This is a genomic window from Candidatus Pelagibacter sp. PS_40 (genome assembly GCF_059417765.1).
This window is the reverse complement of record NZ_CM182064.1, coordinates 748,330-771,767: the sequence shown is the minus strand read 5'-3', so window position 1 is coordinate 771,767 and position 23,438 is coordinate 748,330. Positions and strand designations below refer to the sequence as shown.

The following is a 23,438-nucleotide window of genomic DNA, read 5'->3' as shown; positions in this document are numbered from 1 at the left end:
CAAAATCCTAAATTAAAATGAATAAAAGATTTAAAACATTGTCCAAGGGGATTATTGATGTAAGCCCTTTAATGATACCGGTAGTTCCGTTTGGAATTATATACGGCGTTATTGGAATGGAAGTGGGTTTGAGTGCCTATATGACATTTGGTATGTCTATTATAATTTTTGGTGGAGCTTCTCAAATTGTTTTATTACAATTATTCTCTGGCGGTGCATCATCATTAGTTACAATCACATCAGTTACCGCAGTAAACTCTAGACATTTACTATATGGTGCGGTTTTTTCTGAATATCTTTCTCACTTAAAACTGAGATGGAAAATTATATTATCCTATGTATTAATTGATCAAGCATTTGCTGTTTCAAATATTTATTTTAAAAAAAATAAAGAAAATAAATTTAAACACTACCATTTATTAGGAGCTGGTTTTACCTGTTGGACTATTTGGCAGATATCAACAATTTTAGGTATAGTTCTTGGATCGGTAGTACCTGAAGAGTTAGGTTTAAGTTTTACTATTTCTTTAACATTTTTAGCTTTGTTAATTGATGATTTTAGAAAGTATAAAAATATTATTGTAATGTTAGTCTCAGGAATTGTTGCTACTGTTGGGTATAATACAATACCATTTCAAGCTTACATTATTATAGCAACACTGTCAGCTTTATCGGTTGCTACTATAATCACATTAATTGACCGGAAGAAAAAGTAATGCATTGGACGACAATTATTTATTGTGGAATTTTGACTTACCTAACTAGATTTTCTATGATTTTTTTCTTAAAAAAAGATATTCTAAACGAAAAGACAAAAAAAGTTTTGTCTTACGTTCCATCAGCCATTTTTCCGGCAATAATATTCCCTCCTATATTTCTTGATGCCACAGGATCTATAGATATTGATAGTAATCCCAAGATACTAGCAGCTATAATTGCGATAATTATTGGATATTTTAGTAGAAGTATTATTGTAACTATTCTTGTTGGACTTGCCTCATATTGGTTCTTGATTTTTGTATATTACCAATAAAAAAGCCTATATTTACTCACAAAATGTTTCCTAAAGTTAAAATTAACAATGAGTTATTGGGCATACTTTATATGCTTTTATGTCAGTTTTCATTTGCAACAAATGATGCTTTTGTAAAAAACATATATGAACATTTCGATGAAATATTTGTTTTAAATCAAATAATTTTTATAAGAGGGACTTTTACACTACTATTTATAGTATTATTTCTTTACATAAAAAAACAATTAAATTTTAAGTTAATTTTTTCTTCGACAGAACTAAAGATAAGAGGGCTTCTTGAATCTTTAGCCGCATTATTTTTTTTTATTGGTATTGCCTTACTACCGTTTGCAAAAGTTTATATTCTATTAAGTATGGCACCAATTATCTTAACTGCATTTGGGGCAATCTTTATGAATGAAAAAGTAAGATGGAGAAGATGGAGTGCTGTAATTTTAGGTTTTATTGGAGTGGTAGTAGTTGTTAATCCAGGGAAATTAGAGTTTGGTTATTATTTTATATTTCCAATCTTAGCAGCAATCATGCTTTCAATTAGAGACATGTACACAAAAAATTTTAAAAAAGATTATCACAGTCTTCAAACTGCATTTATGACATGTTTTGTTGTGACTATTTTTTTTGGAATATTAAGTATTTACAAATTTTATGATTTTACGTTAAAAGATATTTTTATTTTATTTATTTCTGCTTTTTTTTTAGCAATGGGTTATATTTTTTCAATTGCAACTATCAAGATTGCACTTGTGTCTGTTACATCAACTTTTAGATATTCAGTGATTTTATGGGGCATTATTTATGGATATTTTTTATTTGATGAAGTTCCTTCGACTAATAGTTATATTGGAGCATTAATTATTATAATTAGTGGTTTAATTATCATATCGAGACAGAAACAAATTGGGGTTATAAAATAAAACAATGAGTTGTTAATTAACTATATATCTTATACATTAAGACTATGAAAAAAATATTCATCATAATTTTTACACTGATTTCATTTAACTCATTTGCTGTAGATAAAAGTACTACTTTTAATAATGAAATTTTTGAAAAAGCGCAACTTGATGGAAAAATAGTTGTTATAAATTCTTGGAATGAAACATGCACAACCTGTAAGGCTCAAATTAAGATCCTAAATCAAGCTGAAAAAGATTTCGAGGACATCCTCTTTTTAAGCTTCGAGCAAGAAAAGCATAAGACTATTGCAAAACAGCTAGGAATTGACTATTGGACAACAATTGTAATTTACCAAAATAACAAAGAGGTCTATAGAAGCATTGGTCAAATGAATAAAGACAAAATTTATTCTGCTATAAAATCTCTTTAATTTTTAAACAACATCAACATAGTAAAGTTAAAAATAATCGTATTTTAAAGATTTTATTATCTTGTATATTACAGTTTTAGTAGTAGATAATCAGAAATTATACCCATTTAATAACACTTATTTACACACTCTATAAAAATGAAAAAAAAGAAAATTGTTAAAGATAGCTACATTGTAAGAACAAAAAAAAGAATACTTAGAGACACAATAGAAACAGAAAAAAAATATACTACTAATTTTAAAGACATTAGAAATTACTTTAAGATTTTTAATAAATCTTTATTTAATAATAAACTCAACCCTTTTAATGATGTAATGATTAAAAGAATAGTAAGAGGATCAGGGCAATGTGTTGAATTTATCTCTTATAGAAAAGGTACAAATAAATTTGTACTTGAGATGATGCCTAAATATAAAAATAAAATGGAATTTTTAAATACCTTGTCACATGAAATGGTTCACTTATGGCAACAAACAATTAAAAAAGATACTGGTAATCATAATAAATTATTTTTTAGTTTTAGAAATAAATTTAAAAGATTAAATTTAAAGTTAAGTTATTAAATTCTAATTTTATAAATCTAAACCTTCTTTTTTCCAATTCTTAAGACCACCAATTAAGTGAAAACAATTGGTAAATTGATAAGATTTTGATAATTGAACTGCTAGAGTTGATCTATGACCATGTGCGCAATAAAATAAAATTCTTTTATCTTTTAAAGTATTTTTGTTTTGTTGTAGATACTCGTTAATTTCTGGAAAACGAACCACTGTACTATTTTTAATCATACCATCTTTATCTATTTCATTTTGCTCTCTAAGATCAATTAAAATTGACTGAGCATCATTTTTAATTTCATTAAATTTTTCTGGTTCGACACCGTTATTTACTTTTTGTCTATTAAAATCTATTCCTAATTGTAAATTACTAGGAACTGCAACATCCATCATACTTGGATTAGGCAAATTTAAATTATTCATAATTTCGATATATTGATCTGCAGAACTTACCTGCAGTCTTGGGTTGAATTTTTTTTCTTCTATTATGGTACTGACCATCTCTCCTTTATAATCATGAGCAGGGTAAATTAATGTTTCATCTGGAAGTTTTAAAAGTTTATTAAAAATAGAATTATACGAATCTCTTGCATTTCCATTTTGAAAATCTGTTCTACCGGTTCCTCTAATTAATAATGCATCTCCAGTGAAAACCCTATCATTCATTAAGAAGCTAAAACTTTCTATGGTGTGACCTGGGGTATAAATTGCCTGTAATTCTAAGCCATCAATTTTAATTGTCTCTTCATCGGCAACTTGCATTGCAACCACATCAGCAGGGGTTTTGTCACCCATTACTGTAACGCAATTCGTTTTATCTCTTAGTTCGGCAATACCTGAGATATGGTCAGCATGGATATGAGTATCAATAACTTTTACTAACTTTAAATCTAGTTCTTTAAGAAGCTTAATATATTGTTCAACATTTTCTAACACTGGATCAATGATTAAGGCCTCTCTTCCTTTTGCAGAAGCTATTAGGTATGTAAATGTGCTTGAGACTTTATCAAATAATTGTCGAAATAACATTGATTTACAATATCATTTTATTGAGGGTAGTTGAATTTATTAAGTAGTACGAAATCTTAAATAAATTTTGTCTAAATAATAAAATAAAGATAAAGCCCTTAGCACCATAAACAAGCATAAAGATATCCAGATACCTGTATTACCCATTAATTTTGTTAAATATAAAGACATTAATAGATAAGAAAATACAGAAAAAATCATGGCATTTCTAAGTTCTTTTGTTTGTGATGCACCAATAAATATTCCATCAAATTGATAACAAAAAGATGAAATTAAAGGCATGAGAATTAGCCATACCACATAAGATGAGCTTAGATTTCTAATACTTTCAATATCAGACATTAATTCAATGACGTATTTGTTAATAAAAAAATAAATTATAGAAATAATTAATCCAGTAAGTGTACTTAAAATAAAAGAGTTTTTAACAATCTTTTTAAACAAACCTATATCTTTTTTACCCAAAGAATATCCAACCATACCTTCAGTTGAAAATGCGTAAGCATCAAGAATGAAAGCAGACAAAAAGACCAAGTTAATTAAGATGGCATTGGCTGCAATGTAGTCTTCACCAATTTGACTACCAAGGTAAGTAAACCAAAAAAATGAAAAGGTTAACAATATAGTTCTAATAAATATGTTTAGATTAATATTAAAAATCTTTTTAAGCTTATTAAGATCTATTAATTTACTAATATCGATATTGATTTTAGACATTTTATTTAGATACCAAAATGTATAAATTAGAAAAGTTGCCGATATTAAAAGTGCCGAGACTAAAGTCCCATAAGCAACCCCTTTGATATTTAAATCAAATTTTGAAACAAAAATAATACTTAAAATTATATTTAGAATTGAAAAAAGACCAACAGCTAAACTTGAAATTTTAGTTTTCTGTAATCCAACAAATAAACCAGTTATAATGTAAAGGGTTAACTCACCAGGCGCTGAATAAATTCTTATTTGAAAGTAATCCTGATAAAATTGCCTAGTCGTGTCTGATAAATTAAAAATACCCGCACTTAGATTAAATATAAAACTTTGTAATAAAATTAAGATCAATGAAATTAGCAAAACAAAAACTAAATTTCGAATAACAATATTAAATATTTCTGTATAATCTTCTTTTCCATAGGCTTGTGAAACCAATCCAACGGTTCCCATTCTTAAAAAACCAAAGCTCCAAAAAATCATAGAAAATAAATTAGCAGCCACTGAAGTTGCTGATAAATATGATAAGTTACCAAGGTTACCCATTAAACCAGTATCAATAATACCAACTAATGGAATAGCCAAATTTGCAAAGAAAATTGGAATAGATAATTTTAAAATGTATTTAATGGATAGGTTTTGCATTTAAGCAATAAATTTCAGTATAGATTTTGCAGGATTTGTTTTTTTTATCCAATCCTGAGGAATACCTTTTAAACCTTTATAAGCTGCAAAATAAGCACCGACAAAATTAGCACGAGAACAATTGCATCCACCAGCTTTAATTGTTTTAATAACCGCAGTTTTAAAACTTTTAGAGGTTATGATTGCATGTATTCCTCCATTAAAAGTACCTGGATAACTACATGCTTTACCAAATTTCTTTACAACAAAATTGTGGGGTTTTGATTTTACCTTTTTAACTTTTTTGATGTTTTCAATGACATTTTTAAAGTATTTATTTTTTATATTTTTTCTTAAAAAGCTATTAACTGGATCCTTGTCCCCCTTATCAGCTAAATCAATAATCTTAAGTTTTGCCAATGCAAATTGTTCGCTAATTTTACCATTAGCAACCGTTTTTATAACTTGTTTTGTTTTCTGCTCTGAATTATTTGAAAAATAAAAGGGTAGGCTTGCACAATACCCATCAGACTCGTTAACTTTAGTCCCACCTGTGATAGTTTTTTTTAATTTAATATTTTTGATAGTTTCTAAAATATTTTGATGGATCCATGGACCTTTCATGGCTGTTTTCCACTTAATCTTTTTGTATTTTTTTCTTAAAGATAAATTTTTCCAATATTTTGACCCTGGTCCAAAATTTTTGACAATATTCTTTTTAAAAAGTTTAATAACCTCTTTATGATTAGTGGTCTTAGTTAATGTTTTAAACATTACTTGACCCACATCATTGTAACCAGAAACTTCTCCTGTTTTTATAGAGTAGAACGGAGATCTATTTTGTTTAAAGAATGCAATATTTTTTTTTCCTTTAATATAAGATTTTAGTTTTTTTTCATCATAGACCCAATGCAAAGGTCGGGCTGCTGCATCTGCAACAGTTGCGCCAAGAAATATATGCAACTTTTTAAACATGAGTTACTAATACTTTATTTAAATATAAGTTAAAATGTTTTAAATTAGGTAATGTTAAGTATAAAAAATTGGGATAATAAAACTTGGATTTCATCAGCTAAATATATCCAATCATTCAATAATTTTTTATTAAAACAAAAAAAACTAACTAAACACTCAAAAATTCTAGATATTGGTTGTGGCCGAGGTAAGATAATGGGTTCGTTATCCTCTAAACTCAAATTAATTAATAAGCCTGTTGGACTTGATATTGAAAATCACAAAGATTTTGACAAAAGAATTAGTTTTAAAAAAATAAATGCAATTCAATATCTAGGAAATAATAAAAAGAAATTTGATTTAATATTAATTAAACAAACTATTCATTTATTTAATCTAAAAGATATTAAGAAAATTTTAACTTATGCATATTCTAGTTTAGAAGTAGGAGGAATTATTTTAATTTTAACTTTAGATACAAAAGATAATGAAATACCCACATTTTACTTGATGAAACAGAAACTTAACCAATCTTTTAAAAGAGATAGTCTTATTTGGAAAAAACTACTTAAGCTTAATATAAAAAAAAACACTGCTAGCTTTAACTTTAAGGTTAATATTAAGAAAAACGTATATTTAAAAATGATAAAACAACGCTATATATCTACTTTATTAAAATTTAATTCACTTCAAATTTCTAACGGAATTAATGAGATTAATCTAAATTATAAAAAAAATATTTTATTCAACGATAAGCTTAAATGCATAATATTTACAAAACTATAAAGTATTTCTCGATATTTATATTAATCTTACCAATTAAAGTATTTAGTTTTGAAAATGAGAAAATTAATTTTGGAAAATTTTCACTAAATAAATATGAAGTAACAATTATGGAGTTTAATAATTATACAATTAAAAACGAAGTCATTACAGAAGCTGAAAAAAATGGTGGAGGTTACGAATGGGGTGCTGGTTGGGTTAAACGTGATAATTGGAATTATAAAACACCTTATGGAAAAAAACCTGATAGTGAATTAGAGCCCGCTGTTCATCTAAGTAGATTTGAAGTTGAGAATTATTGCAAATTTATAAATGGCCGATTGCCTACATTTGAGGAATGGTCTTATGCAGCTTACACTCAAATATTTGCATCCAATAAATTTGATAAAGATAAAACTTATAGATACCCTAGTGGAGATATAGCTAAAGAAATGAACTCCCAAGGTTTATTAAATTATGACAAGCATGTAGATGTCACAATATTGCCAGAAGGCGTAAATGGATTAGTTGCTATGGGTGGTAATGTTTGGGAGTGGGTGGATGATCAAGAAAAAAATAATTCTTTAACAGCAGGGGCCTCCTGGTGGTATGGAGGTTCAAAGACCAGTATTAATGGAGCTCAATATAAACCCTCGAACTTTTATGCAATCTATGTTGGTTTTAGATGTGCATTTGATAATTAAAAATTATAAAATTCTCTTTAAAATATTTTCCCTTAATAAAAATTTATGAAACAGTACTGCTAAAATATGTAATGCAATTAATCCAATTAATACATAATTTGCTAATACATGAATTGAATAAAACTGTTCTGAGAGTTCAAAATTATAAGTTAGATTAACTTTTTTGAAAAAAATAACTAAACTTTCACCATTAAATAATTTCTTAAAAATACCCGATATAGTTATTGTTAATAAAGCTAAATATAAAAAAAAGTGGTTTAACTTTGCTAAAACTTTTTGACCAGGAAAAGCATTGTCATTGAAATTTGGTGTAGGAGATAATAGTTTAAAAGTTAGCCTTATTAGAGTTGTGTAAAATAGGATTAATCCAAATAATATATGATAATTTTCTATATCAACCCTAAATTGATCAAAGTCTAAATCAACCAAATAAAACCCCAAAGGTATTTGAATTAGTAATCCTGCGGCAGTTAGCCAATGGATTAATTTGGCAAGTAATCCATATTTTGATATGTTATTAAATATAGACATGTTTAAATTAAACATATTATGACATTAATTAAAAACACTTTATTTTTTATATTTATATTATTTTATAGCTTCAGTGCTTTTTCAGAACAAACGGTTGAAGAGATTATCAAAGAAAGAAAATCTATTTTTAGTAAAAATTACAAAACTGCCAAAAGAGTCCAAGGTCTTGCTTCTAATGGAAGTTTAGACGAAGCAAAAAAACTAATGATTGAAATGAGCGATAATTATAAAAGATTAATTGATCTTTTTCCTGAAAATTCAAAAGTAGGATTTAAAACAGAGGCTTTACCTTCTATTTGGGAAAATAAAGATGAATTTAATTTATTAATGACAAAAGCTTCAAGCAATATGATCGAGTTAACGTCTGTCATTGATGGGGCAGAAGATATGAAGGCAACTCTTGGAAAATATATGTGGAGTAGCTGTAAAGCTTGTCACTCAAAATTTAGAGCTGAACATTAAGATTTAGTTGTTTGTATTTAAAAATTTTAATATTGTTTAAATATAAATGTCAGTGGTATTACCAAAATCAGCTAAAGTAGTAGTTATTGGAGGGGGTGTTGCTGGCTGTTCTGTTGCTTATCACCTTGCAAAATACGGTTGGAAAGACACTATATTATTAGAAAGAGATCAACTTACTTCAGGAACTACTTGGCATGCAGCAGGACTTGTTGGTCAATTAGGAGCATCAGCCACTATTACACGGCTTAGAAAATATTCCTTAAATCTTTATAAAGAATTAGAAAAAAAAACTGGATTATCAACTGGATTAAAACAAAATGGTGCAATCACAGTTGCAAGTACACCCGAAAGATTACAAGAATTATTAAGACAAGCAACAGCTGCGCAGTTGTTTGATGTTAATGTTGAAAGCGTTAATAAACAAAGAATAAAAGAACTCTATCCCGTTATAAATGATGATGACATTTTAGGTGGAGTTTATATGCCAGAAGATGGTCAGGCAGATCCTATAGGGGTTACTAATGTATTAGCTAAAGCTGCAAAGATGGAAGGGGCTCAGATATTTGAGAAAACTCCTGTTGAAAAAATATTGGTTAAAGACAAAAAAATTGTTGGTGTTCAAACTAAATTTGGCAAAATTGATTGTGAATACGTTGTAATTGCAACTGGGATGTGGTCGAGACAAATTGGAGAGGATATTGGGGTCAGTATTCCATTATATCCAAATGAACACTTTTACATAATCACAGAACCATTAGATAAGTTACCTAAAAACTTGCCCGTTTTAAGAGACTATAATTCCTGTCTTTATTTAAAAGAAGATGCCGGGAAAATGTTAGTTGGAATATTTGAACCTAATGCAAAACCTGCGTTTAAAGACAAAGGAGTGGTGCCACTGGACTTTTCTTTTGGAGAGTTTCCAGATGATTTTGATCACTTTGAGCCTTATCTTGAAAAATCATTTCAAAGATTACCCATTTTAGAAACTGCTGGTATTAGGAAATTTTTTTCAGGGCCTGAATCCTTTACACCTGATACACAATACCTTTTAGGAGAAACTCCAGAGGTGAGTAATCTTTTTACGTGTTGTGGATTTAATAGCATTGGGATCGCAAGTTCAGGGGGTGCGGGCAGAGTTACTGCTGAATGGATGATTAATGGATATATGAATGAAGATTTATTTTCACTTGATATTAAAAGATTTCAAAAATTCCACTCATCTAAAAAATTTATCATGGAAAGGGTAACGGAAACTCTTGGTGATTTATATGGAATGCACTGGCCTTATAAACAGCATAATACTTCAAGAGATCAAAGACTATTACCGTATCATGAAGAGTTAAAAAAAGAGGGAGCATGCTTTGGTGTATCTGGCGAATACGAAAGACCTATGTGGTATGCACTAAATAATGAAAAAGCAGAATATGAATACAGCTTTGATTATCAAAACTGGTATCCTTCAGTTGAATTTGAAACAAAAAATACAATTACCAATGTTGGTCTCTTTGAACTTTCTCCATTTTCCAAATATGAAATAAAAGGAGAGCAAGCACACAGTGAATTGCAAAGAATAAGCACAGCTAATATTAAAGATGAAATAGGAAGATCAACATATACACAAATGTTAAATGAGGCTGGAGGAATTGAAACAGACTTAACGGTTATTTGTATTGATAAAAATAATTTTAGAATAATAAGTTCAGCTGCAACAAGAACTCACGATAAAGCACATATTTTAAAACATTTGTCACCTAATTTAGAATTTAAAGATATTACTGATGATCTTGTTTGTTTGGGAATTTTTGGACCAAAAAGTAGAAATTTAATTTCAAAAATTTCAAATGATGATTTTAGCAATGAAACATTTAAATTTGGTTATGGCAAATTTGTAACGCTTGGTTCAAAAAAAGTTTGGGCCCAAAGATTATCTTATGTGGGTGAATTAGGATTTGAACTTTATATCGAAAATAAAGATGCTAAAGAAATTTATCAATTAATTGTAGATGAGGGAAAAAATTATAATTTATCTCATTGTGGTTCACACGCAATGGATATTATGAGAATGGAAAGTGGGTTTTTACATTGGGGTCATGATATTTCACCAGAAGAAAATCAATATGAAGCAGGATTAAATTTTGCAATTAGTTATAATAAAGAAATCAACTTTATTGGTAAAGAAAGCTTATTAAAAATAAAAGATCAAAAACCAAATAGAAGATTTATTATGCTATCACTTAAAGATAGTAAGCCAGGCACACCTCTATTATTACACGAAGAGCCTATTTATCTAGAAGATAAGATTATTGGGAGAACAACATCTGGCAATTATTCCTTTAATTATAAAAAAAACTTGTCTTTTGGATATGTAAGCTCAATACATTCAAATGAAGAACTTTCAAAAATGAACCTATATATTGAAGTTGCTAAACAAAAATTCCCAGCACTAGTAGAGATCGCTCCCCTAAAAGATAAACGTGCTAGATTGTTATAATTTTAGTTGCCGAGTTTAATAATTGATGGTTAAATAATCTCATGCAAAAAACTTATTTTCACGACAGAAAACATACCAGTGAAAAAAAAGTTCATAAAAAAACTATTCCAGTACAGTATATTGATCAAAAGAGAATTGTAGACATCAATAAATTATTGAACCGAGTAAAAATAGATAAGAAAAACGAAACTAAAAGACAAATCGTTTTTTATAGTTCAGTAATTTTAGCATTAACTCTTTTTTCAACTTTTATAGTGGTTATAAAATAATCATATTGATCAAAAGTTGATTGATCTAAATTAAAAACCTATTATAAATCATCAAGAATTAAGTGGCGGGGTAGCTCAGTCGGTTAGAGCGCAGGACTCATAAGCCTGAGGTCAGTGGTTCGATTCCACTTCCCGCTACCAATTAACAAGCCTTATTTAAGGTTGAACATTTTCAAATATTAATTGCTCCACTCATGCTCCAATGAGAATTGGTCATTGCGTTATCTAGAAGAAGAAATAACAAGTGAGAAGCACGTGTTAGATAACAGATTAATTAAAAATTTAAGAACAAGTTGTTCCACTTGAACCTGAACATTTTCCACCTGCTTCATCTCTGATACTATTTTGATTTACTGCCCAAGAGCCATGGATACTTGAATCCCAACCACAATCAGATTGTGCTTGAGCTTGACTTTCTCTTTGGTCTCCACCTACAAGTATTTGATTATAACAATCATTTACAAATTCTCTCTTATTACGTTGCCAGCCATCACCAGTGGTTGAAACAATTGTATTATCACACTTTCCATCAGGTGTATTCCATCGTCCTCTATCTTCTTTATAAGCAATCAACAACAATCTACATGCATCAGATGAAATAGGACATCCTCCACCGTCACCGAAACTTGCAAAATGTGAATAGCACACTAATTGAATTTGTCCTTTCCTATGTTGTGATTGCGCTAATGTATCAACTGTTACAGATTCCCATTCTAGATTGTATGGGTTTTTAAAATGACTAAAATGTTGTTGGACTGAAAATGCAAAATTATTACAAGTTGTATTTCCATCCATTTTTTCACTAACCATATTTCCATCTTCATCATATTCTGCAATAAAACTATCAAGACCATTGTTTGCAGCAGCTAATTCTAACTCAATTACTTTTGAAATTGTTTTCCAATTTGCAACAAGCACCCTGTTCTTTGCCATTTTAGTGTAACCTTGAAAACTAACAATACCTACACTTGCAAGAATACCAATGATGGCAACTACCACTAATAATTCAATTAAGGTAAAACCTTTTTTATTATTTATAACTTTCATTTTAAAAAAACATATAAATTTTCAATAGATATCAAATTCGTATTCTATCACTTTATCACGACATTTAGTTATTAGATACAGTTGTCCCTCTGACTGCCAATTATTGCTTAATTCATTTCCACTACTATCTCTTTTTAGAAGAGATACACTACCTCTCATATCATATCTATCTCCATCATAAATTTCCCTCCTTGCAGTACCACCAGAAACAGCACCAGAACCAGTGTAGGGATTAGTCATCGTTTTAAGTGTTGTTCTTGAACCTATATTTGAGTCTGGTTTTCTATGACTATCTTGACTAGAAATATCTCTTACAGTAAGACTGACTAATTGTTCAGTTGTCGTGTACCCCCACTGAGACGCAACTGACATGCCGTTATAGAACATAGTATCACAATCAAATTCCCAAGATTGTTCATTATTCCACAAAAAATTAATTGTTGGGTTAAGCTCACACCACATTATATTTTCATAAACAGATTTAACTATGGTTCTAAAATTACCTTTGCAAGCTGATTCTTTAGCCCCAGCTGTATACCCATTATAAGCAACAACCCCGACAGATGATAAAATACCAATGATGGCAACTACCACTAATAATTCAATTAAGGTAAAACCATTTTTAATTTTTTTCATTGATTAAATATTTTTCCCATTAATAGCTAAAATTGTAAGATCATCCTTAATTATACTTTGTTCTTCATTTGACATATTTTGCAATGCACCAAACGCGGAAATTTCTATAAAAATATTTTCCAATTGTGTTGCAATATCGTGATCTTTATTCTTATTTAACAAATCTATTATACCCTCAGCTTCAATTTCATTTCCTTCAAAATCTTTACTTTCGCTTAAGCCATCGCTGTATATATAAAAAATTTTATCCTTCAATGAAATTTTATTTAAAACACTATTTAAATCAAGATTAATAGGCTGAACTCCAAGCGGCGGAATTTTGCTAGAAACATGTTCAGTAATTTTTTTATTCTCTGAAATTATACTTTCTGAATGGCCAGCATTAATAAATTCAAGATTTTTAGATTTTTTATCGTATACAGCAAATATTCCTGTTAAAAATTTTCCTGAACGTAAATTATATAAATTATCATTTATTAATGACACAATTTCAATAAGACTCTTTTTTTCCTCAACAAGGATTTCAAACAATGAGGTAACTCTTGCCATAATGAGTCCTGCATCCACTCCTTTGCCAGAAACATCGCCAAGAGTAAAAAAGATTTTATCTTCTAAATTTTTGAAATTATAAAAATCACCAGAAACATCCAAAGAAGGTACATTTTTTGCTAAAAGAATATTTTCCTCATTATTCTTTGGAAACATGAGTCTTTGTACTCTTGTTCCTTTTTTAAGTTCTTTTTCTGCTGAACTTTTTCTATTTAAAAATTTTAGATTTGTTTTTTCAATTCTTTCCCATGCTTCCTTAGGTGTAAGCCCTTGTTCTTTTGCTAACGCTATTAAGTCTTCCCAATTATTTATTTTTATCATTAAATAAATATTATCAAAATTTATTAATTATGAATTCTGTTATTTTGATACAATATGTTCTGAAAGTGGAGCGACAACACCAATGATGGTGTCAACATCTTGGCTTTCAACATTTAGTTCTTCCAAGGTTTGTTTTAGATGTCCAGCAACTCCATTAAAGTCTTCTTGAGATATTTTCATGCCTTGATGAGCAGTTTTCATATCAAGACCAGTATATTCTTTTGGTCCACCTAAAGCTTGAGAAATGAAATTAGTTTGGTGTGAAATTAAAACTTTCATGTCAGAATTTGTAAAAAACTTTTTCAAATTTTCATCAGCCATAAGCTTTTGATAAAAGTTAATAACAATTTGACCAACTGTTTTTTTTCCACCATATTTTTCAAAAAGTGTTTGAGTCATATTTTTAAAATATACTTATGTTTAATGTAATCAAAGTCATATTATGTTTATTTTGGGTTTTATTTGAAAGCTTTTAATAATTTTGATAAGTTAAAGCTGTTAGTGATTGGAACTAACTTTTTTTGCTCCACTCATGCTCCAATGAGAATTGGTCATAGCGTTATCTAGAAGAAAACATATAAATTTTCAATAGATATCAAATTCGTGTTCTATCACCTTATCACCACATCTAGTTATTAGATACAGTTGTCCCTCTGACTGCCAATTATTGCTTAATTCATTTCCACTACTATCTCTTTTTCTAAGAGATAATTTACCTCTCATATCATATTTATCTCCATAATAATATTCACTGGGTGTGTCATCATAAACATAACGACCAGTGTAGGGATTAGAAATCGTGTTAAGTGTTGTTCTTGAACCTATTGTTGAGTCTGGTTCTCTATGTCTATCTCGATTACTAATTTCAGTTATAGTAAGGTGGGCTATTTTTTCATTTGTCGTGTACCCAAGCTGAGACGAAACTGACATGCCGCCAACGAACATAGTATTACAATCATATTCCCAAACTTGTTTATCATTACCCCCTATAAAATTAATTGTCGGGTTAAGCTCACACCACATTATATTTTCATAAACAGATTTAACTAAGGTTCTAAAATTACCTTTGCAAGCTGATTCTTTAGCCCCAGCTGTATACCCATTATAAGCAACAACCCCGACAGATGATAAAATACCAATGATGGCAACTACCACCAATAATTCAATTAAGGTAAAACCTTTTTTATTATTTATTACTTTCATTTTTAAAATTATAATTGATTTGATTTATTTTTTTATATCAAAAGACGTCCATTTTAGGTTTAATAAACTAATGATATTTAAAAACCACTTTCTCTTACAAGAATAGCAATAATATTTTTACATTCTTATTTACGTATAGATATAAGGAGTCCCATTTATAAAAAAGGGTGGTGGGGTCATAACAACTTTCAATTTTCGAAATCCACTTGGTACCTCTATTGATATAAAATCTGTGCTCCACTCATGCTCCAATGCTCCAATAGAAGTTGACTAGAGTCTAAGTTTATGTAAATCTTAATTTAGAAAGAAAAGAGCAGAGACAAAGGAGTTTTGAAGATGTTCTTGCAGGATGCGTTGGCTCCAAGGGTCATGGCGCAGGACTCATAAGCCTGAGGTCAGTGGTTCGATTCCACTTCCCGCTACCACTTTAGATATTTTTTTAATCTTGAAAGATTCATTGTTTGGTTAAGGGGCAATTTTGAATCTTTATTTAACTTAGATTTTTTTACTAATTTATTATATTTTTTAACAAAATTATAAACAGATTGAGATTTACCACCAATATTAATTATACCAGTTTCATTAATAATTTTTGGTAGTATTTCAACTAAATCTTCATGGAACATGAAATTAGTTTTTAAGTTAGTAAAGGCTGCATCATGTGCAAATGGTTTTTCTGTCATTGTTACTCTAAGTATTAATGAGTTTTTGTACATTGAAACAGCACACTCGCCACCTAATTTTGATAAGCCATAGTTATTAAAAGGCTTAACTGGATCTGTTTCTTTATAATTCCCCTTTTTGCCCTCATAAACATAACCTGTAGAAAAATATATCAATTTAATTTTATATAATTTACAAATTTTTACTAAATTCGCTGTTCCAATGATATTAAGATCTATACTTTTTTCAATATTCTTTTCATGGATATTCATAGGCCTTGATAGTCCAGCACAATGAAAAATTATTTTTGGCTTATATTTTTCAAAATTTTTTTTAATAGATTTTAGGTTTAAAATATCTAGTTGCTTTTTAGAGCAAAAAATTAAATTTAATTTTTTATTTTTATTCTTTAATATTTTGGCAAATCTTCCCTCACCACCTGTAACTAAAATTTTATTATCCATTAGTATTATAAAAATCTTTAAGTGAGTAATTTTTTTTATCTTTTATAGACAAGATAGGCTTCTTGATAGGCCATTTAATATTTAAATCTTGGTCGTTATATCTTATGCCGATTTCTGATTTAGCATTTCTATACTGAGTACAGCTATAAACTACAAAATTTTCTTTATCTAGAGCACAAAATCCATGGGCAAATCCTGGAGGTATATAAATAGATAATAAATTTTTAGCACTTAAAACCTTTGAAAAATATTTTCCATAAGTCTTAGATTTCTTTCTAAGGTCAACCGTAACATCAAAAATTGTCCCTTTTATAACTGTTACGAATTTACCTTGTGGGTTTTTAGTTTGTATGTGTAGACCTCTAATTACATTTTTTTTTGAAAACGACATGACATGAAATGGAAATTTCATCTTGATATTTTTTTCTAGTATTAATTCTCTAAAATACCCCCTTAAATCATTAAATTTTTTATTTTTAACTAAAATTAAACCATCGAATTTAGTTTTAATTATCATTTATATAATAGTTTTTTTAGATAATCAGAATATTGACATTTACCATAAAACTTAATCGATCTTTTAATTTTTTCTTTATTAATCCATTTATTTAACAATGCTATTTCTTCAATACATGCAATTTTTAATCCCTGTCTATTTTCTACAGCCTGCACAAAAGCAATTGTTTTATAGTAATCATCAATTGAACCCGTATCTAGCCAGGCACCACCTCTGCCTATAAAATTTGCTCTTAATTTATTTTGATTTTTATACTTCATTAATAAATCAATAATTTCTAACTCCCCTCTCTTGGACGGTTTTAGCTTTTTTGCATAATTCACAACATTTTTATCAAAAAAATATAAGCCCGTAATAGCATCATTTGAAATAAACTTTTTAGGTTTTTCTTTAATTGAGATTATTTTTTTATCTTTATCCATCTTTGCTACACCAAAAAGTTCTGGGTTTTGAACTTTGTGTAATAATATGCCTGCACCTTCTTTAATTTTCGCACTTTTTAAAAGTATTGAGCTTAAGTTTTGACCATAAAAAAAATTATCACCAAGTATCATTGCAACATTTTTATTATTAATAAATTTTTCGCCTAAGATAAAAGCATCTGGTAAACCTCTTGGCTTATCTTGTTCTTTATAAGTGATTTTAATTCCTAAATTATCACCATTTGGTATCAATTTTTTATACTGCTCAAGCTGACCTCTGTTAACAATAATTAAGATATCTTTTATTTTTGCAAGCATCAGAATTGATAATGGATAAAAAATTAAAGGTTTGTCATATATTGGAAGAAGCTGCTTATTTATAGCCTTAGTTAATGGACTCATTCTTGTACCCGTTCCACCTGCCAATATTATGCCTTTTGAAATCATTTTTTTAATCCTAATCTTTTAACAATATCTTTTTTTACCAGTGAAGAATAATATTTTTTATTATTTAAGTACCATAAAAAAGTTTCCTTTAGACCTTTATCAAATTTAATTTGGGGCTTCCATTTAAGTTTTTTTTTAATTTTTTTGCTATTAATGGCATATCTTAAATCATGTCCTGGTCTATCAGCTATATATTTAATCTTAACCCTATGACCTATAGCAATAAAATTTTTAGCAATTTTAATCAGTGCTTTTGTTATTTGAATATTGTTTAAATTTTTATTTGATCCAATATTATAAAATTCACCAATTTTTCCTTTTTCAAAAACTTTAATTAATGCCATACAATGATCTTTCACATGTAACCATTCTCTAGAATTTTTACCTTTTCCATAAATTGGTAACTCTTTATTGTTAATAATATTATATATTAGTTTAGGTATTAGTTTTTCTGGATGCTGTTTTGGACCATAGTTATTAGAACAATTTGTGATTACAGCTGGAATTTTGTAAGTACGGATGTAAGAGTAGACCAAATGATCTGAGGCAGCTTTACTAGCAGCGTAAGGCGAACTTGGTTTGTAAGAGTATTTTTCATCTGATCTGCCTTTTAAAATGTCTCCATAAACTTCATCTGTGGAAATATGAATTAGTTTACTATTATATTTAGTTGAAAAAGTTTTAAAAGCTTCGAGAAGATTGAATGTTCCAAGAACATTGCTGTTAATAAAATTTTTAGGTCCATCTATAGATCGATCAACATGTGTTTCTGCTGCTAAATTAAAAATACAAATAGGTTTATATTTTAATAATATGTTGGGTATTTTCTTACTATTTAAATCACATTTTATAAATTTGTACTTATTATTATTTTTATGTTCTTTCAGGTTATAAAAATTTGATGAATAAGTAACTTTATCTAAATTAATTACAGAATATTTTTTGCTTATCAATAGATCGATTAAGTTACTACCAATAAAACCAAGTCCACCAGTTACTATGATATTTTTATTCATTATTTAAGTGATATATTATAATAAGTTTCAATCAAATGAATATTAAAGATATAACAGTAGGGATTGTTACTTTTAAAAGTGAAAAAGTTATATTTAAATGCTTAAAAAGTTTAAAAAATATAAAGAAAATTATTATTGTAGATAATTCAAACGATTTAATACTTAAGGAAAAAATTAAAAAAGTTTACCCTCACATAAATTTTATTTTATCAAAAGATAATAATGGATATGGTTGTGGAAATAACAAAATTTTTAAGTTAGCAAAAACATCGCACGTACTGGTGTTGAACCCTGATACCATCTTATCAAAAAACTGCATTAAAGAGTTAATACATCAAGCAAATTTGATTAAAAATAAATTTGCAATCTTGGCACCTTGTGAAAAAAATATTATTAAAAAAGCAATAATGGAAGTGGATCATGTTAAGGGATTTTCAATGTTAGTTAATTTATCTAAAATTAAAAAAATTAAGATGTTTGATGAAAATTTTTTCTTGTATCTAGAAGAAATTGATCTTTGCAAAAGACTTAAATTAGCATCAGAAAAAATCTATATTTGTAGTAAAGCTAAAATAACTCATCTTAGTGCAAAATCATCAAATATAGGATTTGAATTTGAAAAGTGTCGTAATTGGCATTGGATGTGGTCTAAAGTTTATTATAATAAAAAGTATAAAAATTTTTTTTATGTTTTGAGAAAAGCTTTCTTAACGATTTTTTTTAATTACACAAAAGGAATTTTATTTTATTTATTTAATAGAAAAATTAGTCAAATCTATTTTTTAAGAGGATCAGGTACATTAAATGCAGTAATGGGTAAGAATTCCTGGTATAGACCTAAAATAAATCTTACCAATTAAAACATTTCTTTTAAATCTTTTATAGAAATTATCCTCATATATTCTTTATAATTATTATAAAAATCTTTAAATTTTAATTTATTTATATTTTTATCTATTTTTAAAATTTTAGTATTTTCTTTTTTTTGAATAATACCTATTCCTTGATCCATCTCACAAGTGTATATGTTTATATTTTTTTCTTGTCTCAAATCGACTATTGCCTTCCAAACATCACCATTCCAAGTCATTCTATATCTGGGCACAGCTTGTTTTGACATGCTTTCCGGTAAACAGTCATGCACTAAAATAAAACCATCTTTACTTAAAAATTTTAAAGAGTTAAGTATATCTTTTTTAACTTGAGAGTACTCATGAAGTCCATCAATAAAAACTAAGTCAAAAGTTTCTTTGTTGTCTTTAAAAAATTCGTCACTAGCTTTTCTAATATTACCCCCTGAAAATGGGTCAACACCAAATTTTTTTTTAATATTTATTCTTGAAAATAATTGATCCTTATCACATCCAATTTCTAAATAACTCTTAAATTTATATTTTTCATGCAAATATTTAATTAGATCCCATCGAAAATAGTCTACTGGAAAATTATAGGATATTTTTTTATTATAATTTTCAATAAAAATATTGTAATATAATTTTTTAATAATTCTTGAAAATTTAGTAATTTTTTCCATATATTAATGCCCTGGAAAATCCATTAAGTTTTCAACCTTATAACCTTTTTTAACTAAATTATCAGATCCACCTAGGTCAAAAAGATTAATTGCAAAAACAAATGCAGCAATTTTGGCATTCGACATTTCCACAAGTTTAGCTGCTGCTTCAGCTGTTCCACCTGTTGCTATTAAATCATCTATAATTAAAACTGAATCATCTTTGTCAATTGAATCTTTATGAACTTCAATAGTTGCAGTTCCATACTCTAATTCAAAATCAACTGAATGAGTTTCAGCCGGAAGTTTGTTTTTCTTTCTAAACATAATAAAAGGTTTTTTAAGAAGATAAGAAACAGCAGAAGCAAATACAAATCCTCTTGACTCAATTGCAGCAATTTTATCTATTTTATAATTTTTTGATCTTTCAATTATTTGATTAATACATTCTTCAAATGCATCTGCGTCTTTAATTAAAGTTGTAATATCTCTAAATAAAATTCCTTTTTTTGGATAATCTGGAATAGATCTAATATAATCTTTTAAATTCATGATATTAATATATTTATATCTTTAGTAAAAAAAATCTATGGACAAATTATTCCTAGCAGCAATTAAAGAAGAAACGATTGGATTAGACTATTTTAACCATGTCGGAGTTGGAAAAATTAATGCAACTTATAACACATTAAAGTTAATCAATATTTACAAACCAAAACTAATTATCAATTATGGTACTGTAGGTGCAATTAATACTAAGTTAAAAGGAATCGTTGAATGCACCAAATTTTATCAAAGAGATATGGATGTTAGAGGGTTAGATTTTGAATTAGGCGAGACGCCTTTTGATAAAATTAAAGAAATTATTACATCAAAAGAAGGCTATTCTTGTGGAACAGGAGATAGTTTTGTTAATAAAAAAATTGATATGGAAGTTGATGTAGTTGATATGGAGGCCTACGCTATTGCAAAAGTTTGTAAGTTAGAGAATATTGAATTTAAATGTTTTAAATACATATCTGATAATGCAGATGAAAATGCTGATAATGATTGGAACAAAAATCTAGCAAAAGGGGCTAGTGCATTTGCTAATTTAATTAATGCTCAGTTTTAATTTAATTAAGTAAAATATCAAAAAATTGATTAATTGTTGAAAATTATCAATACACCTATATAAAACCGAGCAACTTAATATTAATAAAAAATTATAAGAGGGAATAATTTTTATGACTAAAGTAGGCGAGCATATAACTTTAGATATCATTGGCACTACTCAAGAATATGATCCTTCAATCTACGAGAACGTAATTCGTAAAATTGCAAAAGCTGCAGAAGTTACAATTCTTGAAATTTCAAAGTATAAATTTGAACCGCAAGGTTTTACTATCCTTGCCTTATTAGCGGAAAGTCATATTAGTTTTCATACGTTTCCAGAAAAAGGAATTATTAGTTTTGATTTTTTCACATGTGGGAAGGTAAGTCCTTCTATTGCGCTCGATATTGTCAAAAAAGAATTTAAACATAAGAGAATTGTCACAAAAGCTTTTGATAGAGATACTAAGTCTTTATATCATGACATTTACAGTTCGCCTGGATTACAAAAATCATATGTTGTAAATGAAGTTTTAGAAGATTTTAAATCTAAAGTAGGTCAACATATTGAAATATTAGATTTAGAACAATTTGGTAAATCATTATTTATTGATAACGAAATTCAAGTCGCAACAAATGATGAAGTTTTGTATAGCTCAACATTTGTAAACGCTGCTTTAAAATTAAATAAAGACATGGGAACAGCTGCAATCATTGGTGGTGGTGATGGAGGAGTTGCAAGAGAGTGTATGTCTAAAGGTTTTGATTTTATAGACTGGTATGAACTTGATCCAGAAGTAGTTGAAGTTTGTAATAAACACCTTGGAAGCATTGGTAACAAATCAACAGAGAAAAATTCAGTTAAATGTATTTGGGGTGATGCTTTTGAAAGTATAAAATCTGTTGAAGATGATAAGTATGATAAAATTTTTGTAGATCTTAACGATGATCAGTTTTGTATTGATCTTGCTGCCAAAAATATGGACTCATTAATTAGAATATTAAAACCTAATGGAGTAATTACCGCTCAAGTGGGTAGCCAAGATAAGAAACCAGAGCAAGTAGAGAAATGGTTAGATGTTTTCAATAAGAATTTTGGAAATACAACTTTGGATAGGGTTTACATCCCAAGTTTTGACTGTTCTTGGAACTTTTCATCATCAATTAATCACTAAAAATTTCTTTTTAAATTATTAAAATTGTGAAATAAATCCTCATAATCATATGGAGGAAAAAATGAATATATTTAAAAAAACAATATTAAGTGTTCTTGCTTCTTTATTATTAATCGGAAATGTTTACGCTGATAAAATAAAGATTGGAACAGAAGGTGCTTACCCACCATGGAACTCTAAGGATGCTTCAGGTGCTCTTATTGGTTTTGAGGTTGAGTTAGCAGAAGAGCTATGCAAAATCATGGGTCACGAGTGTACTATCGTTGAACAAGATTGGGATGGAATGATTCCAGCTTTGTTAATGAGAAAGTTTGATGCGATCATGGCAGGAATGTCAATTACTGCAGAAAGACAAAAAACAATTACTTTTTCACAAGGTTATGCAGACGAAGTTGCGGCCCTTGCAGTAATGAAAGGTTCTAGTTTAGAGGGCATGGATACACCAGAAGGAATTAATTTAACTTTAGGTGGAAGTGCTGTTAAGAAAACTCTTAAGACTTTAACTGCTGCACTTGCTGGAAAAACTGTTTGTACACAAACTGGAACTATTCACCAAAACTTTTTAGAGTCTGGTGATGTAGGTAAAGTAAATGTTAGAACTTACAAAACTCAAGATGAAGTAAACTTAGACTTAACTTCTGGTAGATGTGATGTTGCATTAGCTGCAGCTGTCGCATTCACTGATTATGCGGATAAATCAGGAAAACCAGTAGTACTAGTTGGACCTACTTTTTCAGGTGGTGCTTTTGGTAATGGTGTTGGTGTTGGAATTAGACAAGGTGGAGATGATGCAATCGGTACAAGAGATGCAAAACTTCTTAAAGATTTCAACAAAGCAATTAACACTGCTAGAAAACAAGGAATCATCAGCAAATTAGCGATCAAGCATTTTGGCTTTGACGCTTCTATGTAAAT

At 28.5% G+C, this 23,438-nt stretch carries 29 protein-coding genes and 1 tRNA gene; 15 read left to right on the top strand and 15 right to left on the bottom strand.

Annotated elements, in window-relative coordinates; all coding sequences use genetic code 11:
* The first annotated feature begins 17 nt into the window (after window positions 1-17).
* The 5 genes from AC5SLW_RS04160 to AC5SLW_RS04140 all read left to right on the top strand — a co-directional run bounded on the left by AC5SLW_RS04160 (window position 18) and on the right by AC5SLW_RS04140 (window position 2,927).
* Window positions 18-716, top strand: coding sequence for an AzlC family ABC transporter permease (locus tag AC5SLW_RS04160; protein WP_027307051.1), 699 nt, complete (start codon window positions 18-20; stop codon window positions 714-716).
* The gene (locus AC5SLW_RS04155; protein ID WP_006996661.1) at window positions 716-1,033 is read left to right on the top strand and encodes an AzlD domain-containing protein; all 318 of its coding nucleotides are present in this window, start codon (window positions 716-718) and stop codon (window positions 1,031-1,033) included. The genes AC5SLW_RS04160 and AC5SLW_RS04155 overlap by 1 nt, the downstream gene beginning before the upstream one ends.
* On the top strand, window positions 1,003-1,950 hold the full coding sequence (locus tag AC5SLW_RS04150) for a DMT family transporter (RefSeq protein ID WP_006996662.1): 948 nt from the start codon (window positions 1,003-1,005) through the stop codon (window positions 1,948-1,950). The genes AC5SLW_RS04155 and AC5SLW_RS04150 overlap by 31 nt, the downstream gene beginning before the upstream one ends.
* A 44-nt stretch (window positions 1,951-1,994) precedes the next feature.
* On the top strand, window positions 1,995-2,363 hold the full coding sequence (locus AC5SLW_RS04145; RefSeq protein WP_006996663.1) for a TlpA family protein disulfide reductase: 369 nt from the start codon (window positions 1,995-1,997) through the stop codon (window positions 2,361-2,363).
* Between the two features lie 138 nt (window positions 2,364-2,501).
* Window positions 2,502-2,927 carry a SprT-like family protein gene (locus AC5SLW_RS04140; protein ID WP_494574689.1) on the top strand — a complete coding sequence of 142 codons (426 nt, stop codon included), beginning with the start codon at window positions 2,502-2,504 and terminating at the stop codon, window positions 2,925-2,927.
* A 9-nt stretch (window positions 2,928-2,936) separates the two neighbouring features.
* On the opposite strand, the gene AC5SLW_RS04135 is transcribed toward AC5SLW_RS04140, so the two are convergent.
* The 3 genes from AC5SLW_RS04135 to AC5SLW_RS04125 are packed head-to-tail and all read right to left on the bottom strand — an operon-like array spanning window position 2,937 to window position 6,260.
* A complete protein-coding gene (locus tag AC5SLW_RS04135) occupies window positions 2,937-3,950 on the bottom strand; it encodes an MBL fold metallo-hydrolase (RefSeq protein ID WP_006996665.1) in 1,014 nt (337 codons plus the stop codon).
* Between the two features lie 39 nt (window positions 3,951-3,989).
* Entirely contained in the window at window positions 3,990-5,306 is a 1,317-nt protein-coding gene (locus AC5SLW_RS04130; RefSeq protein WP_494574686.1) for an MATE family efflux transporter, read from the bottom strand.
* On the bottom strand, window positions 5,307-6,260 hold the full coding sequence (locus tag AC5SLW_RS04125; RefSeq protein ID WP_020169549.1) for an ADP-ribosylglycohydrolase family protein: 954 nt from the start codon (window positions 6,258-6,260) through the stop codon (window positions 5,307-5,309).
* A gap of 51 nt (window positions 6,261-6,311) precedes the next feature.
* Here AC5SLW_RS04125 and AC5SLW_RS04120 point away from each other — a divergent pair, with 51 nt between their 5' ends.
* Together AC5SLW_RS04120 and AC5SLW_RS04115 are read left to right on the top strand one after the other, a co-directional pair.
* The gene (locus AC5SLW_RS04120; protein WP_027307046.1) at window positions 6,312-7,025 is read left to right on the top strand and encodes a class I SAM-dependent methyltransferase; all 714 of its coding nucleotides are present in this window, start codon (window positions 6,312-6,314) and stop codon (window positions 7,023-7,025) included.
* Window positions 7,001-7,705 carry a formylglycine-generating enzyme family protein gene (locus AC5SLW_RS04115; protein WP_018414271.1) on the top strand — a complete coding sequence of 235 codons (705 nt, stop codon included), beginning with the start codon at window positions 7,001-7,003 and terminating at the stop codon, window positions 7,703-7,705. Before AC5SLW_RS04120 ends, AC5SLW_RS04115 begins: the two co-directional genes overlap by 25 nt.
* Window positions 7,706-7,708: 3 nt before the next feature.
* Here the strand turns inward: AC5SLW_RS04115 and AC5SLW_RS04110 are convergent, their stop codons facing one another.
* Window positions 7,709-8,251, bottom strand: a complete 543-nt coding sequence (locus AC5SLW_RS04110) for a cytochrome b (protein WP_006996670.1) — start codon at window positions 8,249-8,251, stop codon at window positions 7,709-7,711.
* Window positions 8,252-8,254: 3 nt separating this feature from the next.
* Between AC5SLW_RS04110 and AC5SLW_RS04105 the strand changes: the two genes are divergently transcribed.
* From AC5SLW_RS04105 to AC5SLW_RS04090, 4 genes are all read left to right on the top strand, one after another.
* The gene (locus AC5SLW_RS04105; RefSeq protein WP_006996671.1) at window positions 8,255-8,698 is read left to right on the top strand and encodes a cytochrome c; all 444 of its coding nucleotides are present in this window, start codon (window positions 8,255-8,257) and stop codon (window positions 8,696-8,698) included.
* Between the two features lie 46 nt (window positions 8,699-8,744).
* Window positions 8,745-11,189, top strand: coding sequence for a GcvT family protein (locus AC5SLW_RS04100; RefSeq protein ID WP_494574683.1), 2,445 nt, complete (start codon window positions 8,745-8,747; stop codon window positions 11,187-11,189).
* Window positions 11,190-11,230: 41 nt separating this feature from the next.
* Window positions 11,231-11,458, top strand: coding sequence for a hypothetical protein (locus tag AC5SLW_RS04095; RefSeq protein ID WP_006996673.1), 228 nt, complete (start codon window positions 11,231-11,233; stop codon window positions 11,456-11,458).
* Window positions 11,459-11,522: 64 nt separating this feature from the next.
* A tRNA-Met gene (locus tag AC5SLW_RS04090) sits at window positions 11,523-11,599 on the top strand.
* Window positions 11,600-11,740: 141 nt separating this feature from the next.
* Here the strand turns inward: AC5SLW_RS04090 and AC5SLW_RS04085 are convergent.
* The 9 genes from AC5SLW_RS04085 to rfbB all read right to left on the bottom strand — a co-directional run bounded on the left by AC5SLW_RS04085 (window position 11,741) and on the right by rfbB (window position 18,743).
* On the bottom strand, window positions 11,741-12,505 hold the full coding sequence (locus AC5SLW_RS04085; RefSeq protein ID WP_494574681.1) for a type IV pilin protein: 765 nt from the start codon (window positions 12,503-12,505) through the stop codon (window positions 11,741-11,743).
* A gap of 21 nt (window positions 12,506-12,526) precedes the next feature.
* A complete protein-coding gene (locus AC5SLW_RS04080) occupies window positions 12,527-13,141 on the bottom strand; it encodes a pilin (RefSeq protein ID WP_494574679.1) in 615 nt (204 codons plus the stop codon).
* 3 nt (window positions 13,142-13,144) lie between these two features.
* Complete coding sequence (locus tag AC5SLW_RS04075; RefSeq protein ID WP_018414266.1) at window positions 13,145-14,011, bottom strand: PP2C family protein-serine/threonine phosphatase; 867 nt, start codon at window positions 14,009-14,011, stop codon at window positions 13,145-13,147.
* Window positions 14,012-14,050: 39 nt separating this feature from the next.
* Window positions 14,051-14,410, bottom strand: a complete 360-nt coding sequence (locus AC5SLW_RS04070) for a group I truncated hemoglobin (protein ID WP_006996981.1) — start codon at window positions 14,408-14,410, stop codon at window positions 14,051-14,053.
* Between the two features lie 186 nt (window positions 14,411-14,596).
* Window positions 14,597-15,214 (bottom strand): type IV pilin protein, encoded by a 618-nt coding sequence (locus tag AC5SLW_RS04065; protein WP_018414265.1) that lies wholly within the window; start codon window positions 15,212-15,214, stop codon window positions 14,597-14,599.
* A 419-nt stretch (window positions 15,215-15,633) separates the two neighbouring features.
* Complete coding sequence (locus AC5SLW_RS04060) at window positions 15,634-16,341, bottom strand: sugar nucleotide-binding protein (protein ID WP_494574676.1); 708 nt, start codon at window positions 16,339-16,341, stop codon at window positions 15,634-15,636.
* Window positions 16,334-16,858, bottom strand: coding sequence for a dTDP-4-dehydrorhamnose 3,5-epimerase (rfbC, locus tag AC5SLW_RS04055; RefSeq protein WP_494574674.1), 525 nt, complete (start codon window positions 16,856-16,858; stop codon window positions 16,334-16,336). Before rfbC ends, AC5SLW_RS04060 begins: the two co-directional genes overlap by 8 nt.
* A complete protein-coding gene (locus AC5SLW_RS04050) occupies window positions 16,855-17,727 on the bottom strand; it encodes a sugar nucleotidyltransferase (RefSeq protein ID WP_494574672.1) in 873 nt (290 codons plus the stop codon). Before AC5SLW_RS04050 ends, rfbC begins: the two co-directional genes overlap by 4 nt.
* Window positions 17,724-18,743 carry a dTDP-glucose 4,6-dehydratase gene (gene rfbB / locus AC5SLW_RS04045; protein ID WP_494574670.1) on the bottom strand — a complete coding sequence of 340 codons (1,020 nt, stop codon included), beginning with the start codon at window positions 18,741-18,743 and terminating at the stop codon, window positions 17,724-17,726. The genes AC5SLW_RS04050 and rfbB overlap by 4 nt, the downstream gene beginning before the upstream one ends.
* Before the next feature lie 35 nt (window positions 18,744-18,778).
* On the opposite strand from rfbB, the gene AC5SLW_RS04040 reads away from it, so the two are divergent.
* The gene (locus AC5SLW_RS04040) at window positions 18,779-19,603 is read left to right on the top strand and encodes a glycosyltransferase family 2 protein (protein WP_494574668.1); all 825 of its coding nucleotides are present in this window, start codon (window positions 18,779-18,781) and stop codon (window positions 19,601-19,603) included.
* On the opposite strand, the gene AC5SLW_RS04035 is transcribed toward AC5SLW_RS04040, so the two are convergent.
* Both AC5SLW_RS04035 and AC5SLW_RS04030 read right to left on the bottom strand, forming a co-directional pair.
* On the bottom strand, window positions 19,600-20,277 hold the full coding sequence (locus AC5SLW_RS04035; RefSeq protein ID WP_494574666.1) for a class I SAM-dependent methyltransferase: 678 nt from the start codon (window positions 20,275-20,277) through the stop codon (window positions 19,600-19,602). The two genes, AC5SLW_RS04040 and AC5SLW_RS04035, sit on opposite strands and share 4 nt — an antisense overlap.
* A 3-nt stretch (window positions 20,278-20,280) precedes the next feature.
* Window positions 20,281-20,808 (bottom strand): adenine phosphoribosyltransferase, encoded by a 528-nt coding sequence (locus AC5SLW_RS04030; RefSeq protein ID WP_006996677.1) that lies wholly within the window; start codon window positions 20,806-20,808, stop codon window positions 20,281-20,283.
* A gap of 37 nt (window positions 20,809-20,845) precedes the next feature.
* Here AC5SLW_RS04030 and AC5SLW_RS04025 point away from each other — a divergent pair, with 37 nt between their 5' ends.
* The 3 genes from AC5SLW_RS04025 to AC5SLW_RS04015 all read left to right on the top strand — a co-directional run bounded on the left by AC5SLW_RS04025 (window position 20,846) and on the right by AC5SLW_RS04015 (window position 23,436).
* Window positions 20,846-21,370 carry a 5'-methylthioadenosine/S-adenosylhomocysteine nucleosidase gene (locus AC5SLW_RS04025; protein ID WP_018414264.1) on the top strand — a complete coding sequence of 175 codons (525 nt, stop codon included), beginning with the start codon at window positions 20,846-20,848 and terminating at the stop codon, window positions 21,368-21,370.
* 112 nt (window positions 21,371-21,482) lie between these two features.
* A complete protein-coding gene (gene speD, locus AC5SLW_RS04020) occupies window positions 21,483-22,523 on the top strand; it encodes an adenosylmethionine decarboxylase (protein WP_494574664.1) in 1,041 nt (346 codons plus the stop codon).
* A gap of 61 nt (window positions 22,524-22,584) precedes the next feature.
* Window positions 22,585-23,436: a transporter substrate-binding domain-containing protein gene (locus AC5SLW_RS04015; protein ID WP_026225080.1), complete on the top strand. Its 852-nt coding sequence runs from the start codon at window positions 22,585-22,587 to the stop codon at window positions 23,434-23,436.
* Window positions 23,437-23,438: the final 2 nt, after the last annotated feature.

Coding starts and splice junctions, on each gene's coding strand:
- AC5SLW_RS04160 (WP_027307051.1), top strand. CDS start 18: ATGAATAAAAGATTTAAAACATTGTCCAAGGGGATTATTGATGTAAGC.
- AC5SLW_RS04155 (WP_006996661.1), top strand. CDS start 716: ATGCATTGGACGACAATTATTTATTGTGGAATTTTGACTTACCTAACT.
- AC5SLW_RS04145 (WP_006996663.1), top strand. CDS start 1,995: ATGAAAAAAATATTCATCATAATTTTTACACTGATTTCATTTAACTCA.
- AC5SLW_RS04140 (WP_494574689.1), top strand. CDS start 2,502: ATGAAAAAAAAGAAAATTGTTAAAGATAGCTACATTGTAAGAACAAAA.
- AC5SLW_RS04135 (WP_006996665.1), bottom strand. CDS start 3,950: ATGTTATTTCGACAATTATTTGATAAAGTCTCAAGCACATTTACATAC.
- AC5SLW_RS04130 (WP_494574686.1), bottom strand. CDS start 5,306: ATGCAAAACCTATCCATTAAATACATTTTAAAATTATCTATTCCAATT.
- AC5SLW_RS04125 (WP_020169549.1), bottom strand. CDS start 6,260: ATGTTTAAAAAGTTGCATATATTTCTTGGCGCAACTGTTGCAGATGCA.
- AC5SLW_RS04120 (WP_027307046.1), top strand. CDS start 6,312: ATGTTAAGTATAAAAAATTGGGATAATAAAACTTGGATTTCATCAGCT.
- AC5SLW_RS04115 (WP_018414271.1), top strand. CDS start 7,001: ATGCATAATATTTACAAAACTATAAAGTATTTCTCGATATTTATATTA.
- AC5SLW_RS04110 (WP_006996670.1), bottom strand. CDS start 8,251: ATGTTTAATTTAAACATGTCTATATTTAATAACATATCAAAATATGGA.
- AC5SLW_RS04105 (WP_006996671.1), top strand. CDS start 8,255: ATGACATTAATTAAAAACACTTTATTTTTTATATTTATATTATTTTAT.
- AC5SLW_RS04100 (WP_494574683.1), top strand. CDS start 8,745: ATGTCAGTGGTATTACCAAAATCAGCTAAAGTAGTAGTTATTGGAGGG.
- AC5SLW_RS04095 (WP_006996673.1), top strand. CDS start 11,231: ATGCAAAAAACTTATTTTCACGACAGAAAACATACCAGTGAAAAAAAA.
- AC5SLW_RS04085 (WP_494574681.1), bottom strand. CDS start 12,505: ATGAAAGTTATAAATAATAAAAAAGGTTTTACCTTAATTGAATTATTA.
- AC5SLW_RS04080 (WP_494574679.1), bottom strand. CDS start 13,141: ATGAAAAAAATTAAAAATGGTTTTACCTTAATTGAATTATTAGTGGTA.
- AC5SLW_RS04075 (WP_018414266.1), bottom strand. CDS start 14,011: ATGATAAAAATAAATAATTGGGAAGACTTAATAGCGTTAGCAAAAGAA.
- AC5SLW_RS04070 (WP_006996981.1), bottom strand. CDS start 14,410: ATGACTCAAACACTTTTTGAAAAATATGGTGGAAAAAAAACAGTTGGT.
- AC5SLW_RS04065 (WP_018414265.1), bottom strand. CDS start 15,214: ATGAAAGTAATAAATAATAAAAAAGGTTTTACCTTAATTGAATTATTG.
- AC5SLW_RS04060 (WP_494574676.1), bottom strand. CDS start 16,341: ATGGATAATAAAATTTTAGTTACAGGTGGTGAGGGAAGATTTGCCAAA.
- rfbC (WP_494574674.1), bottom strand. CDS start 16,858: ATGATAATTAAAACTAAATTCGATGGTTTAATTTTAGTTAAAAATAAA.
- AC5SLW_RS04050 (WP_494574672.1), bottom strand. CDS start 17,727: ATGATTTCAAAAGGCATAATATTGGCAGGTGGAACGGGTACAAGAATG.
- rfbB (WP_494574670.1), bottom strand. CDS start 18,743: ATGAATAAAAATATCATAGTAACTGGTGGACTTGGTTTTATTGGTAGT.
- AC5SLW_RS04040 (WP_494574668.1), top strand. CDS start 18,779: ATGAATATTAAAGATATAACAGTAGGGATTGTTACTTTTAAAAGTGAA.
- AC5SLW_RS04035 (WP_494574666.1), bottom strand. CDS start 20,277: ATGGAAAAAATTACTAAATTTTCAAGAATTATTAAAAAATTATATTAC.
- AC5SLW_RS04030 (WP_006996677.1), bottom strand. CDS start 20,808: ATGAATTTAAAAGATTATATTAGATCTATTCCAGATTATCCAAAAAAA.
- AC5SLW_RS04025 (WP_018414264.1), top strand. CDS start 20,846: ATGGACAAATTATTCCTAGCAGCAATTAAAGAAGAAACGATTGGATTA.
- speD (WP_494574664.1), top strand. CDS start 21,483: ATGACTAAAGTAGGCGAGCATATAACTTTAGATATCATTGGCACTACT.
- AC5SLW_RS04015 (WP_026225080.1), top strand. CDS start 22,585: ATGAATATATTTAAAAAAACAATATTAAGTGTTCTTGCTTCTTTATTA.